Below are 13,358 nucleotides of genomic sequence, written 5' to 3' on the forward strand. Positions count from 1 at the left end.
CAAACCGTGGCGGCCCGCCAGGCGCTGGGTAACTTCGGAGTGGTGCCCACCACATCCACCTCCAGCCGCCGGACCGTGATCAGCGTGTTCGCGGCGCTGGGACTCGTCGTGGCCGCGATGGTGACGCTCGGCGCCACCGGCCTGGCCGTCAAACCGGTGAACGGGCAGGCGCTCGCGGTCCTCGAAGAGGTCCCCGGCCCCGAGAGCGGCCCGACCTGCGCCGTCGACAAGCGCTATGTCGACGAAGACACCTTCGGGATGCGCACGGACGTGATCGAGGCGTGGAACGCCATGCGCGCCAAGGCCAAAGCACAGAACATCACGCTCTGCGTGAACGACGGCAAGCGAAGCCGGGCCCAGCAGCAGCGCGAATTCGACAAGGCCGTCGAGCGGTTCGGCTCCGTGGAGCAGGCCAAGAAATGGGCACTGCAGCCGGAGACGTCCATGCACGTCAAGGGGATCGCCGTCGACATCCAGCCGCTGAATTCGGCCGCGTGGGTGGACAAGAACGGCGGCGCGCTCGGCTGGTGCCGCCGCTACGACAACGAGAAATGGCATTTCGAGTACGACCCGGCTTACAAGACCGCCGGTTGCCCCGCCCTGCTCCCCAGCGCCACCGGCAACTAAGCCGTAACTCGCGTGCCTGGACGCGTAACTCGCGTGCCTGGAGCCGTATCTCATGAGTTACGGCTCCAAGCACGCGAGTTCCGTCTTCGAGCACGCGAGTTACGGGTTAGGCGAGCGTTTCCACGACGTATTTCGCGGCCTCGGCGAGCAGCGCTTCGTCGTACGGAGCGTCCTTCGCCGCCTTGCTGGACATGATCGCCAGGACGATCGGCGCCTTGTCCGGCGGCCACAGGACGGCGATGTCGTTCAGCGTGCCGTACTCACCCGTTCCGGTCTTGCCGGCGAGGGTCCAGCCGGGCGGCAGGCCCGCCCGGATCCGGCCGGCGCCGGTGACGGTGCGCTGGAGCAGATCGCGCAGGAAGTCGCGTTTCTCGGCGGGCAGCGTGTCCCCGAGCACGATCTCCCGGTAGTCGGCCGCGAAGGCCCGCGGCGTGGTGGTGTCGCGAAGGTCGCCCGGCGTGGCCTCGGTGATGGCCGGTTCGACCCGGTCCATCCGCGTGACCGTGTCGCCGAGACCGCGCGTGAACGCCGTCAGCGCGGCGGGGCCGCCGAGATCCCGCAGCAGGAGGTTGCCCGCGGTGCCGTCGCTGAACCGGACGGCGGCGTCGCACAGCTGGCGGATCGTCATGCCCGTGGCCACGTGCCGCTCGGTGACCGGGGCGTGTTTCATCAGGTCGTCCCGCGAGTAGCGGACCCGGGTTTCCAGATGCGACAACGGGTTGCGCTGCAGGACCGCGGCCGCCGCGACCCCTTTGAACGTCGAGCAGAACGCGAACCGCTCGTCGGCACGATGCTCGACGGTGCCGCCGCCTTCGGTGTCGAGCGCGTACACGCCGAGCCGGGCGTCGAACTTCTTCTCCAGCTCCATCAACCGGTCGTGGAACTGCCGCGTGGTGGGTGGCGGAGGGGCGGGCGGCGGCGCGGGCGGGTTCGCCCGAGTGCAGGCGGCCAGTGACGCGAGGACCGCCGTCCCCAGTAGCGCACGACGGGTGACGGCAGGCCCCGGCGAGTTCATCGTGATCCCTCCCCCTGATCACTTCGAACATAGCAACTTCCCCACCGCCCCCGGATCGGCCAAGCGGCCGAGGCGGGTGACCCCGGGAGTGTGCCTTCCCCCACTCGACCGGGCCACCAACCTGGTTACCGACGGGTAACCGGGGCTAGGGTGCGGTCAGGACAACCTCTACTTCAGGAGCATTCGTGGCCGCAGGAGCAACACCGCTCGCGCCGAACGCGCGGTCGGTACGCAATGTCGCCTTCGTCGAAGGGGTGCGGACGCCCTTCGGCAAGGCAGGCGAAAAGGGCATGTACGCCGGCACCCGTGCCGACGACCTCGTCGTCAACGCCATCCGTGAACTGCTGCGGCGGCACCCCGAGCTGCCGCCCGAGCGCGTCGACGAGGTGGCGATCGCCGCCACCACGCAGATCGGCGACCAGGGCCTGACCATCGGCCGCACCGCCGCGCTGCTGGCGGGCCTGCCGAAGTCGGTGCCCGGTTTCGCGCTGGACCGGATGTGCGCGGGCGCGATGACCGCGGTCACCACCACCGCGAGCGGGATCGGCTTCGGCGCCTACGACATCGCCATCGCCGGCGGCGTCGAGCACATGGGCCGCCACCCGATGGGCGAGGGCGTGGACCCGAACCCGCGCATCATCGCCGACAAGCTCGTCGGCCCGACGGCGCTCGTCATGGGCCAGACCGCGGAGAACCTGCACGACCGGTTCCCGGCGATCACCAAGCAGCGCACCGACGCCTTCGCCGCGCGCAGCCAGGAGAAATACGCCGAAGCCGTGAAGACCGGCAAGATCGGCCCCGAGCTGGTCCCGGTCGCCACCCGGTCCAAGGAACTCGGCTGGGGTCTCGCGACCGAGGACGAGCCGCCGCGCCCGGGCACCACCGTCGAGCAGCTCGCCGGGCTGAAGACGCCGTTCCGCCCGCACGGCCGGATCACCGCGGGCAACGCGGCCGGGCTCAACGACGGCGCCACCGCGGCCCTGCTCGCCGACGAGGACACCGCCCGCGAGCTCGGCCTGCCGATCGGCATGCGCCTGGTGGGCTACTCCTTCGCCGGCGTCGAGCCGGAGGTCATGGGCATCGGCCCGGTGCCCGCCACCGAGAAGCTGTTCAAGCGCACCGGCCTGTCGATCGACGACATCGGCCTGTTCGAGATCAACGAGGCGTTCGCGGTCCAGGTGCTCGCGTTCCTCGACCACTTCGGCATCGCCGACGACGACCCCCGCGTCAACCAGTGGGGTGGCGCGATCGCCTGCGGTCACCCGCTCGCGTCCTCCGGGGTCCGGCTGATGACGCAGCTTTCGCGTCAGTTCGCCGAGCGTCCCGACGTGCGCTACGGCCTGACCACCATGTGCATCGGCATCGGCATGGGCGGCACGGTCATCTGGGAGAACCCGGCTTTCGAGGGGGCCAAGTAACATGACTTTCACCGCTGAGCAGGCGAAAGCCGCCTTCCCCGACGAGGTCGTCACGAACGCGGTCACCCGGCTGGTGAAGGTGCCCGGGCTCGACAAGCCCGTCGCGCTGATCACCCTCGACAACGGCCACGACCACACCCGGCCGAACACCTTCGGCCCGCAGGGCCTGGTGAGCCTCAACACCGCGATCGACGCCGCCTTCGCCGCGGAACCCGCCGCGATCGCGGTCACCGGCAAGCCGTTCATCTTCGCCGTCGGCGCCGACCTTTCCGGCGTCGAAGCGGTCGCGGATCCGGCGCTGGCGCGGGAGATCGCGCAGACCGGGCACGACGTGTTCCGGCGCCTCACCGAATCCGAGATCCCGACGTTCGGGTTCGTCAACGGCGCGGTGATGGGCGGCGGGCTCGAACTCGCGCTCTCCTGCCACTACCGCACGCTTTCGGAGAACACCGCCGCGATCGCGTTCCCCGAGGTCTTCCTCGGCCTGTTCCCGGGCTGGGGCGGCACGCAGCTGCTGCCGAACCTGATCGGGCCGGACGCCGCGGTCACCGTGATCATCGAGAACGCGCTGGCCCAGAACAAGATGCTGAAGGTCGCGCAGGCGGCGGAGCTCGGCATCGTCGACGAGGTCTTCGGTTCGGCCGATTACCTCGAACAGTCCCTGCTGTGGCTGGCGAAGGTCGTCAACGGCGAGATCACCCCCGCCCGCCGCGAGATCGACCGCGGCGCGGGCTGGGACGCCGCGATCGCCCGCGCCAAGGCCATTGTGGACGGACGCACCAAGGGCGCGTCCCCCGGTGCGACCAAGGCCGTCGAGCTGCTGGAGCTGGCCCGCGAGAACGACCTCGACCGCGGCTACGCGGCCGAGACCGACGGGCTCGCCGAACTGCTCATGGACGACACCCTGCGGGCCGGGCTGTACTCGTTCAACCTGGTCAACAAGCGGGCCAAGCGGCCGGCGGGCGCGCCGGACAAGTCGCTGGCGCGCAAGGTGAACAAGGTCGGCATCGTCGGCGCGGGCCTGATGGCCAGCCAGATGGCGCTGCTGTTCGTGCGCCGTCTCAAGGTGCCGGTGGTGCTCACCGACGTCGACCAGGAACGCGTCGACAAGGGTGTGTCCTATGTGCACGGTGAGATCGACAAGCTGCTGGCCAAGAAGCGGGTTTCGCCGGACGGCGCGAACCGGCTGAAGGCGCTCGTCACCGGCTCGCTCGACAAGTCCGCGTTCGCCGACGCCGACTTCGTGATCGAGGCGGTGTTCGAGGAGCTGGGCGTCAAGCAGAAGGTCTTCGCCGACCTGGAGCAGTACGTCTCGCCCGAGGCGATCCTGGCGACGAACACCTCGTCGCTGTCGATCACCGCGATGGCGTCGCAGCTGAAGCACCCGGAGCGCGTGGTCGGGTTCCACTTCTTCAACCCGGTCGCGGTGATGCCGCTGCTGGAGATCGTCCGCGCGGAGAAGACCGACGACGCCGCCCTGGCGACGGCGTTCGCGCTCGGCAAGCAGCTCAAGAAGTCGAGCGTGCTGGTCAAGGACGCGTCCGCGTTCGTGGTCAACCGGTTGCTGCTGCGTTTCCTCGGCGAGGTGCTGGTGACCGTGGACGAGGGCACGCCGTTCGACGTCGCGGACAAGGCACTGGAGCCGTTGGGCCTGCCGATGACGCCGCTGACGCTGATGCAGCTGGTCGGCCCGGCGATCGCCCTGCACGTCGGGGAGACCCTGCACGGGGCGTTCCCGGACCGGTTCACCGTCAGCGAGAACCTCGACCGCTTCGTGAAGGCGGGCAAGAAGGGCGTCTGGCAGTGGGACGACAAGGGCAACGCCACCGTCGACCCCGAGGTGGCCGAGCTCTGGCAGCAAGGCGACTCGCCGTCGACGTCCGAGCAGGTGCGTGACCGCGCTCTGGCCGCGATCGCCGAGGAGATCCGGATCATGCTCGACGAGGGTGTGGTCGCGGAGGCGCAGGACATCGACCTGTGCCTGATCCTCGGCGCGGGCTGGCCGTTCTGGCTGGGCGGCATCACGCCGTACCTCGACCGGGCGGGTGTGTCCGAGAAGGTCAACGGCAAGCCGTTCCTGGCCCCGGGTGTGGCGAGCGTGCCGCTCTCCTGAGCCACGACGAAAGGCCACCGTCGGCGATCCCTTGATCGCAGGCGGTGGCCTTTCACGTTTTTCGTGGATTTGATGGCGAACGGCTACGTTTTCGTGAAAGCCTTGGGTGGTACGGGAAAGTTCGTCTCCCCGGCCATCCCCCGGGGAGACGGGCCGTCAGCGTTCCCCCGAAGGCGGGCAGGGCGACGGAGTGGTCGTCAGCTGGGCGGCGATCCGCGCGGGGTCGAGCACGTCGACCTTCTTCGCCTTGGGGAACCGCTGCCGCAGCTCGTCCGCCCACGCTGGGACATCGGTTCCGGCGACGGGCACGAGGTGCACCACCGCGGGAAGCGTGTCCGGCGTCGTCAGCTCCAGCAGTTCCGGCCGGTCCGCGAAGAGCTTCTTGAAGCGCTCGTACGCCTCGGCCTTGGTTTCGGTGAGCACCCGGCGTGCCTTCTGGTCGTCCTGGAGCGTCCGAGCGGCGGCGACCATGTCCTCGTCGGCGTCGATGAACATCGCCAGCCGGAGCCCGCAGAGCTCCCGCTCCCCCAGCGGGACGGGCGCCGTGTCCCGGGGCAGCGCCGCCGGGACGGGCCTCTCGGCGACCTGGTTCAGGAGGACGACGGCGGTCGTCGCGACGGCCGCGAGGACCAGGGCCGCGGCGGCGACGACCACCCAGAGCAACCGCCGTGACGCCTTCGGTGTCCGTTCCGGTTCTTCCACAGGGACGATCATCACACGGAGCGGTTCCTTCGCCGTCCGGACATCGTCCGTTCAACGAGGCTCTTTAGCGTCCGGCCGGTGAACAGCGAAAAACCCGGCGTCGACCGCCGCGGATTCCTCAAGCGCGCGGGCCTCGTGTCCGCGGCGGCCGCGGGCGCCCCGCTCGCCGCCACCGCCCCGGCGGAGGCCCTCGACCTGAATCTCGACCTCGATCTCGGCCTCGTCTTCGGCCGCGACCGCTATCGGTGGCTGGCGGGTGATCACCACATCCACACGCAGTACTCCTACGACGCGATGTACACAGTGGACGGAATCGCCGCCGACGCGCTCCGTCACGGCGCGGACTGGGCGGTGATCACCGATCACGGCCACGCCGCGCACGAGAAGTCTTCGGTCGAGCGCACGAACGCCGCGATCCGGGCCGCGCAGCGCGAGCATCCCGATCTCCTGCTGTGGCAGGGCATGGAGTGGAACGTGCCGGGCGCCGAGCACGCGACGCTGTTCTTCCAGGCCGGTGCGGACCAGGCCGCGAAACTGCGCGAGTTCGAGCGCGCCTTCGACTGGCGGCTGACCGGGACCGAACCCGGCACGCCGGACAACGAGGCGCTGGCCGTCAAGGCGATCCGCTGGCTCGCCGCCGAGGAACGGGCACGCCGGATCCACGCGCCGGTGGTGGTGATCAACCACCCGCTGCGCAACGGCCGGATCGCCCCGCACGAGATCCGCGCGCTGCGCGACGCCGCGCCCGGCATCGTCATCGGCATGGAAGGCGCGCCGGGAGCGCAGGCCGACGGTTTCCCCAAACCGCTCGGGAGCGGTGGTGGCGCGCGTGGCGGATACGGCAACTCGCCCGGCTCGAACTCGTGGCCCGGGTTCCCGGAGTCGGCGTACCGCACCTACGGCGGCTTCGACTGGAGCACCGCGACCGTCGGCGGGCTCTGGGATTCGCTGCTGGCCGAAGGAAAGCCGTGGTGGATCACCAGCAACTCCGACTCGCATTACAACCGCGGCGACACCCATGTCCGGCCCAGCGTCCCCGACGGCTACTACGACGAGCACGGCGGCTACCCGGACCCGATCGACACCGGTGTCCCGCAGACCCTACCGCCGTACGCGGACTTCGCTCCCGCCGAATTCAGCCGGACGATGGTCGGCGTGACCCGCCGAAGCCACGAAGGGGTGCTGGAAGGGCTGCGCGCTGGCCGCGTCTGGGTGGCGCACGGCGGGCTCGCGCAGGAACTCGAATTCGGCGCGTACAGCGGCTGGAGCTCGGCGACGATGGGCGGCAGGCTGCGGGTCCGGCGCGGATCCGACGTCACGGTCGTCGTCTCGGCGAAACTGGCGGCCCGGCCGAACGGTGGCGGCACGATCCCGCGGCTCGCGCGGCTCGACCTCGTGTCCGGACCGGTGACCGGCCCGGCCGCCGACCGCGACACGCAGACCGCCCCGGGCACGCGGGTGGTGCGGTCCTTCGAGCCGCGATGGGCGCCCGGGCGACGGGTCACCTTCCGACACACGTTCCGCGACGTGCGCGAGCCGTTCTTCGTGCGAACACGCGGAACGGACGGCAAGAAGCACGTGCCCGGCGGGATCGAGCCGAGCGCCGACGTGATCGGGCAGTCGAACCCGTTCGAAGACCTGTGGCTGTACGGGAACCCGATCTTCGTCGACGTGCGGTAGGCGACCGGGGCCGGGTCTAGGCGCCCAGTGTGTCCGGATCCGGCCCCAGCCGCTTCCCCTGCTCAAGCGTCGCGATCGCGGCGGTGTCGTGCGCGTCGAGCGCGAAGTCGAAGACGTCGATGTTCGCCTTGATCCGTTCGGGCGTGACGGACTTCGGGATCACCAGATGGTTCATCTCGACGTGCCAGCGCAGCACGACCTGAGCCGGCGTCTTGCCGTGTTTCCCGGCGATCGTGGTGATCTTCTCGTCGGCGAGCAGGTCTCCGCCGCGCGCCAGCGGGCCCCACGCCTCGGTGACGATCTCGTGCTTCTCGTGGAAGTCCCGCAGCAGCGGCTGCTGCAGCCACGGATGGCATTCGATCTGGTTCACCGCGGGAACGGTCCCGGTCTCCTCGATCAGCCGCTCCAGATGCGGGATCTGGAAGTTCGAGACGCCGATCGCCTTCGCCCGGCCGTCGGAGGCGATCTTTTCCAGCGCCCGCCACGTTTCCACGTACTTGTCCTGCGCGGGCAGCGGCCAGTGGATCAGGTACAGGTCGACGTACTCGAGCCCCAGCTCGTTCAGGCTCGTGTCGAAGGCGCGCAACGCCGGTTCGTAGCCGTGTTCGGTGTTCCACAGTTTCGTGGTGACGAACAGTTCCTCACGCGGCAGCCCGCTGGTGCGGACGGCCTCGCCGACACCGCGTTCGTTGGCGTACAGGGTCGCCGTGTCGATGGCGCGGTAGCCCGCCTCGATGGCGGTGCGGAGGGCACCGGCGACCTCGTCGTCGCCGATCTTGTACACCCCGAACCCGAGTTGCGGGAGGGATGTTCCGTTGTTCAGCCGAATACTGGGAACCATGCTCGAACCGTAACCCCAGCCGGGGTCAGGGCAGAGCGGGCAGGTGCACGGTCACCGAAAGACCGCCGCCCACAACGGGTTCCGCGGACACCGTGCCGCCGTGCGCCTGCACCGCGGCCCGCACGATCGACAGCCCCAGCCCGGCACCGGTGCGGGCCGTCCTGGCGACGCCGGCGCGGCGGAACGGCTCGAACAGTTCGGGGACGGCGGCCGGATCGAGCAGCCCGCCCGAAGACCGCACCCGCAGCACCGACCACTGTGGACCGGCCTGCGTGACGACGTCCAGCCAGCCGCCGTCGACGTTGTGCCGCACCGCGTTCTCCAGCAGATTGCCCGCGATCCGCTCCAGCAGCGCGGGATCGCCGAACGTCGGCGCCCCCGGGGTCGCGAATTCGGTGCGGATGCCGCGCTTTTCGGCTTCGGTGCGCACCGCGCGCCACGCGCTCGCGACGATCACCGCCAGATCGACCGGTTCCCTGGCCACCAGTCCCGCGCCGTCCGTGCGCGCGAGCAGCAGCAACGAGCCGACCAACCGCTCGGCCCGTTCGGTCGCGTCGCGGACGACACCCGCCATCCGGCGTAATTCGGCTTCGTCCGCGTGCTCGTCGGCCAGGGTGACGTCGAGTTCGGTGCGGATGACCGCGAGCGGCGTCCGCAGTTCGTGGCTGGCGTTCGCGACGAAATGCCGTTGCGCGTCGAACGCGGCCTGCAGCCGGTCGAGCATGTCGTCGAAGGTCTCGGCCAGTTCGGCGAGCTCGTCCTTCGTGCGGACCTCGCCGATCCGCTCCCCCATCGACTCGATCGAGAGACGGCGCGCGGTGCCGGTGATCTCGCGCAGCGGCTGCAGGACCCGCGCGGTGAACGTCCACGCGAGGATCCCGGCCGCCAGCACGACGAAACAGAACGCGACCGCGCCGAACAGCAGCACCCGGTTCCGGGCGTAGACCCGCAGATGCTCGGTGACGGCGGACGCGTCGACCTCGACGCCGTCGACGCGCACCGTGGTGCCCGGCGGCAGCTGCGGCACGGCGGAAACCGCGTCGCCGACCAGATTCCAGGTCAGCCAGAGCAACAGGAGGCTGACCAGCGCCACCAGCCCGGTCGCGAGCAGCGTGACCCGCGCGCGCAGGCTGCGGGCACCGGACAGGTTCACCCGCGTGCGGTCCCCTGCTCCGGCACCCGGTAGCCGGAGCCGACGACGGTTTCGATGATGCCCGGCTCGCCGAGCTTCTTGCGCAGGGTCATCACGGTGACCCGGACGGTGGTGGTGAACGGGTCGGCGTTCTCGTCCCACACGCGTTCGAGCAGTTCCTCGCTGCTGACCACCGAACCGGCGGCCGACAGCAGCACCTCCAGCACGCCGAACTCCTTGCGGGTCAGCTCCACCGGACCGCTCGCGCGGCGGACGGTCCGCCTCGCCGGATCCAGTTCGACGTCGCCGGAAGTCAGCAGCGGCGGCGCGGCCGGGGTCGCGCGGCGGCCCAGCGCCCGCACGCGGGCGACGAGTTCGGGGAAGGCGAACGGCTTGGCGAGATAATCGTCTGCGCCCAGGGAAAGCCCGTCGACCCGGTCCGAAACGGAACTGCTCGCGGTGAGCATCAGGACGCGGGTCAGCTCGCCGGACGCGACGATCTCGCGGCACAGATCGTCACCGGACATACCGGGCAGGTCGCGGTCGAGCAGGACGACGTCGTACCGGGTGACGGCGGCCTTCTCGTGCCCGTCGTCCCCGGTGAGCGCGATGTCCACCGCCATGCCCTCGCGCCGCAGGCCGCGTGCGATCGCGTCGGCGAGGGGTTCTTCGTCTTCGACTACCAGAATTCGCACGACCCTACGTTGCCACAGATTCCTGAGAGTGACCTTATTGGACTCGTGAGTGGCAAGGACGGTTAGAACCGTCTTTACCACTCACGAGGCCCAACGCAAGGCGAACCACAGCCGCATCCGGGTCTCCGGATCCGCGAGATCCATCCCCAGCGCCCGTTCGATCTGCCCGATCCGGTGCCGGACGCTGTTGCGGTGCACGCCGAGTTCGGCGGCCGTGCGGTCCCAGCCGCCGTGGTTCGCGAGCCACGTCCGCAGCGTGCCGACCAGTTCGCGGTCACCCTTCCGGTCGAGTTCGCGCAGCGGCGCCAGCACCTGGGCGGCGAACCCGGCCGCGGCGCCCGGATCGATCAGCGCGTCCAGCCCCAAGGACCTTCCGCCACCACCGGCCGTCCCAGCGCGATGGCCCGCGTCAGCAGCAGCTCGATCTCGCCCGCCGCTTCGGGAAGCCGTGCGGGCGGGACGGGCGAACCCACCACCGCGAGCCAGCCGTCGGCACGGAGCCGGTCGAGGTCGCCTGCCTCCGGCGCCTCGCGGACGATCGCGTCGAAGCGCGGCCCCTGCCGCAGCCGCACGAGCGGGGTGTCGAGCCGGGCGCGCAGCCAGTCGTAGCGGACGGCGACCTCGTTCGGCCCCCGGCGGTACGCGACCCCGGCGACCAGACGGCGTTCGTCCCCGCCGATCACCTTGGTCTCGCCCAGCAGCAGCCCCGTGGCGGTCGCCCCCAGCCCGGCCGCGTCCGAACCCGCGCGGCCCGCCAGCCCGAGCAGCGCCGCCCCGACCGACAGGATCGAGCGGTCCGCGCCGTCGAACCGCGCGACGCGGCCGACCACGACCAGATGCGACGCCGTCGCCTGCGGATACACCGGCTGCGCGACGACGTGCGTGCCGTCGGCCAGTTCCGTGGTCGCGCTGCGGATCCCCCGGCCCGCCCGCAGCGTGGCGACCAGCTCCCGGACCTCGGCGGGCAAGGGTGACGGCGCCCCGTGGTCCGCGGCCAGGACGTCGCCGTCGCCGACCAGCGCCACCCACGCCCCCAGCCGTCCGGCCAGCGCGCTCGCCAGTTCGCCGAGTCCCTCGCCCGCCGCCCTGGTCAGGGCCTCGCGCGCGACCGCGATCCGCCGCTGTTCGGCCTGCCCCGCCTCGGCGAGCGCGACCGACACGGCCCGGCTGATCGCGAGGAACGGCGTCCGCGGCTGGACGACCAGCAGCGGGAGACCGTGCCGGGCGCACGCCGCCGGCAGAGGCGGCGGCAACGTCTCGTAGGCGCCGGGGGTGAGGCCGAACCCCAGCGCGGAGATACCGCTGCCCGCCAGCCGCCGGACGTAGCGGTCGATCTCGATCGGTTCCACCGGCAGGTTCACCCCGGCGGTGAGCAGCAGCTCCGCCCCGAGCAGGTACGGCGCGGGATCCAGCAGCTCGCTGACGTGGGCCCAGCGCACCGGGGCGTCGAGCGCGCCCGGGCGCAAGGTCTCCACGACCGGGTCGAGTGCCAGTTCCGGGTTGCCGACCACGGCGTGTAACGGGACATTCACATCCGAGTCGAACGGAGCGCTGCTTTGGGTCATTTCATCCTCGATCTCCGATGACTTCGGATGGATCATCCCATGTCGTTCAAGCCGCGAACGAACCTACGGTGACCCGAACGAAGCGAACAGCCCCAAGTCAAGGAGGACACCGTGGCCGGTGACTACGCGGTGATCGCGCTCTACATAGCGGGCATGATCGGGGTCGGCTGGTTCGGGCTGCGGCTCGCCAAGACCAAATCCGACTATCTCGTCGCGGGCCGCCGCCTCGGCTGGTTCATGTACTCCGGCACGATGTCCGCGGTCGTCCTCGGCGGCGCTTCGACGGTCGGCGGGGTGAAGCTCGGCTACACCTACGGCATCTCCGGCGCCTGGCTCGTGATCGCGATCGGCGTCGGCATCCTGGTCCTGCACACGCTGTTCGCGCGGCGGCTGGTGAAACTGCGCGTCTACACCGTCGGCGAGATGCTCGACCTGCGCTACGGCGGGTCCACCAGCACCATCTCCGGCGTGGTCATGTGGGGCTACACGCTGATGCTGACCGTCACCTCGACGCTGGCGTTCGCCACCATCTTCAAGGTCCTCTTCAACGTGCCGAGCTGGGCCGGTATCGCCATCGGCGGCTCGATCGTGGTGCTCTACTCGGTGCTCGGCGGCATGTGGTCGATCACGCTGACCGACATCGTCCAGTTCGTCATCAAGACCATCGGCATCCTGCTGATCCTGCTGCCGGTCTCGATCGTCTCGGCGGGCGGTTTCGACGGGATGGCCGCGCGGCTGGACGAGAGCTACTTCGAGCTGACCGCCATCGGCGGCGACACGATCTTCACCTACTTCCTCATCTACAGCTTCGGCCTCCTGATCGGGCAGGACATCTGGCAGCGCGTGTTCACCGCGCGGACGCCGGGCATCGCGACCGGCGGCGGCGTCATCTCCGGTGTCTACTGCCTCGTCTACGGTCTCGCCGGCGCGCTGATCGGCACCGCGGCCAAGACGCTGTACCCGAACCTCGCCAGCGCGCAGGACGCGTTCGCGACCATCGTCGAGGAGCAGCTGCCCGCCGGGGTCCGCGGGCTGGTGCTCGCGGCTGCGCTCTCGGCGATGATGTCGACCGCGAGCGGCGCGCTCATCGCCTGCTCCACGGTCAGCACCTCGGATCTGCTTTCCAAGCTGGGCCTCAAGAAGGCCGCCGACGAGGTCAGCAGGAACCGGGTCACGACGCTGGTGCTCGGCATCGTCGCGATCGGCATCGCGATGGTCGTGGACGACGTCGTCAACGCGCTGACCATCGCCTACGACATCCTCGTCGGCGGCCTGCTGGTGGCGATCATCGGCGGGCTGGCCTGGAAACGCGGTACGCGTCAGGGCGCGCTCGCGTCGATGGTCGTCGGCACCGTCGTGGTCATCACGTTCATGTTCGTCGACGGCGTCGAGGCCAACAGCCCGATCTACTGGGGCCTCGGTTCGAGCCTCGCGGTGTACCTGCTGGTCAGCTTCCTCACCCCGCGGACCTCCGACGAAATCGTCACCGTGTGGACCCGCCGCCTGAACGGCAGCGCGGCCGCCGAAGAAGAAGAGGCGAAACTCGCCGCTTCGCAGTCCTGAAAACCCG

At 70.2% G+C, this 13,358-nt stretch carries 12 protein-coding genes; 5 read left to right on the forward strand and 7 right to left on the reverse strand.

Annotation, left to right across the window (positions count from 1 at the left end; genetic code table 11):
• Positions 1 to 39: 39 nt before the first annotated feature.
• Positions 40 to 627 carry a D-alanyl-D-alanine carboxypeptidase family protein gene (locus MJQ72_RS03680; protein ID WP_315860898.1) on the forward strand — a complete coding sequence of 196 codons (588 nt, stop codon included), beginning with the start codon at positions 40 to 42 and terminating at the stop codon, positions 625 to 627.
• 106 nt (positions 628 to 733) lie between these two features.
• Here MJQ72_RS03680 and bla read toward each other — a convergent pair whose 3' ends face one another.
• Positions 734 to 1,642: a class A beta-lactamase gene (gene bla, locus MJQ72_RS03685; protein ID WP_240597671.1), complete on the reverse strand. Its 909-nt coding sequence runs from the start codon at positions 1,640 to 1,642 to the stop codon at positions 734 to 736.
• Positions 1,643 to 1,827: 185 nt separating this feature from the next.
• Between bla and MJQ72_RS03690 the strand changes: the two genes are divergently transcribed.
• Positions 1,828 to 3,060: a thiolase family protein gene (locus MJQ72_RS03690; RefSeq protein ID WP_240597673.1), complete on the forward strand. Its 1,233-nt coding sequence runs from the start codon at positions 1,828 to 1,830 to the stop codon at positions 3,058 to 3,060.
• A 1-nt stretch (position 3,061) separates the two neighbouring features.
• A complete protein-coding gene (locus MJQ72_RS03695; protein WP_240597675.1) occupies positions 3,062 to 5,173 on the forward strand; it encodes a 3-hydroxyacyl-CoA dehydrogenase NAD-binding domain-containing protein in 2,112 nt (703 codons plus the stop codon).
• Between the two features lie 156 nt (positions 5,174 to 5,329).
• Here the strand turns inward: MJQ72_RS03695 and MJQ72_RS03700 are convergent, their stop codons facing one another.
• Positions 5,330 to 5,887, reverse strand: coding sequence for a permease-like cell division protein FtsX (locus MJQ72_RS03700; RefSeq protein WP_240597676.1), 558 nt, complete (start codon positions 5,885 to 5,887; stop codon positions 5,330 to 5,332).
• Between the two features lie 66 nt (positions 5,888 to 5,953).
• Between MJQ72_RS03700 and MJQ72_RS03705 the strand changes: the two genes are divergently transcribed.
• Positions 5,954 to 7,555 (forward strand): PHP domain-containing protein, encoded by a 1,602-nt coding sequence (locus MJQ72_RS03705; RefSeq protein ID WP_240597678.1) that lies wholly within the window; start codon positions 5,954 to 5,956, stop codon positions 7,553 to 7,555.
• A 16-nt stretch (positions 7,556 to 7,571) separates the two neighbouring features.
• On the opposite strand, the gene MJQ72_RS03710 is transcribed toward MJQ72_RS03705, so the two are convergent.
• From MJQ72_RS03710 to MJQ72_RS03725, 5 genes are all read right to left on the reverse strand, one after another.
• Positions 7,572 to 8,396 (reverse strand): aldo/keto reductase, encoded by an 825-nt coding sequence (locus tag MJQ72_RS03710; RefSeq protein ID WP_240597680.1) that lies wholly within the window; start codon positions 8,394 to 8,396, stop codon positions 7,572 to 7,574.
• 25 nt (positions 8,397 to 8,421) lie between these two features.
• Positions 8,422 to 9,549, reverse strand: coding sequence for a cell wall metabolism sensor histidine kinase WalK (locus tag MJQ72_RS03715; protein WP_240597681.1), 1,128 nt, complete (start codon positions 9,547 to 9,549; stop codon positions 8,422 to 8,424).
• On the reverse strand, positions 9,546 to 10,223 hold the full coding sequence (locus MJQ72_RS03720; protein ID WP_007033550.1) for a response regulator transcription factor: 678 nt from the start codon (positions 10,221 to 10,223) through the stop codon (positions 9,546 to 9,548). The genes MJQ72_RS03715 and MJQ72_RS03720 overlap by 4 nt, the downstream gene beginning before the upstream one ends.
• A gap of 81 nt (positions 10,224 to 10,304) precedes the next feature.
• Positions 10,305 to 10,589, reverse strand: a complete 285-nt coding sequence (locus MJQ72_RS44585) for a CdaR family transcriptional regulator (protein WP_256464119.1) — start codon at positions 10,587 to 10,589, stop codon at positions 10,305 to 10,307.
• Positions 10,571 to 11,788, reverse strand: a complete 1,218-nt coding sequence (locus MJQ72_RS03725; RefSeq protein WP_256464120.1) for a PucR family transcriptional regulator ligand-binding domain-containing protein — start codon at positions 11,786 to 11,788, stop codon at positions 10,571 to 10,573. The genes MJQ72_RS44585 and MJQ72_RS03725 overlap by 19 nt, the downstream gene beginning before the upstream one ends.
• 111 nt (positions 11,789 to 11,899) lie before the next feature.
• Between MJQ72_RS03725 and MJQ72_RS03730 the strand changes: the two genes are divergently transcribed.
• Positions 11,900 to 13,351 (forward strand): sodium:solute symporter, encoded by a 1,452-nt coding sequence (locus MJQ72_RS03730; RefSeq protein WP_240597682.1) that lies wholly within the window; start codon positions 11,900 to 11,902, stop codon positions 13,349 to 13,351.
• Positions 13,352 to 13,358 lie beyond the last annotated feature (7 nt).

Origin of the sequence: Amycolatopsis sp. EV170708-02-1, from assembly GCF_022479115.1 — a bacterium.
Classification (GTDB): Bacteria; Actinomycetota; Actinomycetes; order Mycobacteriales; family Pseudonocardiaceae; genus Amycolatopsis.

Bases quoted from the DNA above. Each gene is read 5' to 3' on its own strand.
- bla (WP_240597671.1), bottom strand. From the start codon at position 1,642: ATGAACTCGCCGGGGCCTGCCGTCACCCGTCGTGCGCTACTGGGGACG.
- MJQ72_RS03695 (WP_240597675.1), top strand. From the start codon at position 3,062: ATGACTTTCACCGCTGAGCAGGCGAAAGCCGCCTTCCCCGACGAGGTC.
- MJQ72_RS03700 (WP_240597676.1), bottom strand. From the start codon at position 5,887: ATGATCGTCCCTGTGGAAGAACCGGAACGGACACCGAAGGCGTCACGG.
- MJQ72_RS03710 (WP_240597680.1), bottom strand. From the start codon at position 8,396: ATGGTTCCCAGTATTCGGCTGAACAACGGAACATCCCTCCCGCAACTC.
- MJQ72_RS03725 (WP_256464120.1), bottom strand. From the start codon at position 11,788: ATGACCCAAAGCAGCGCTCCGTTCGACTCGGATGTGAATGTCCCGTTA.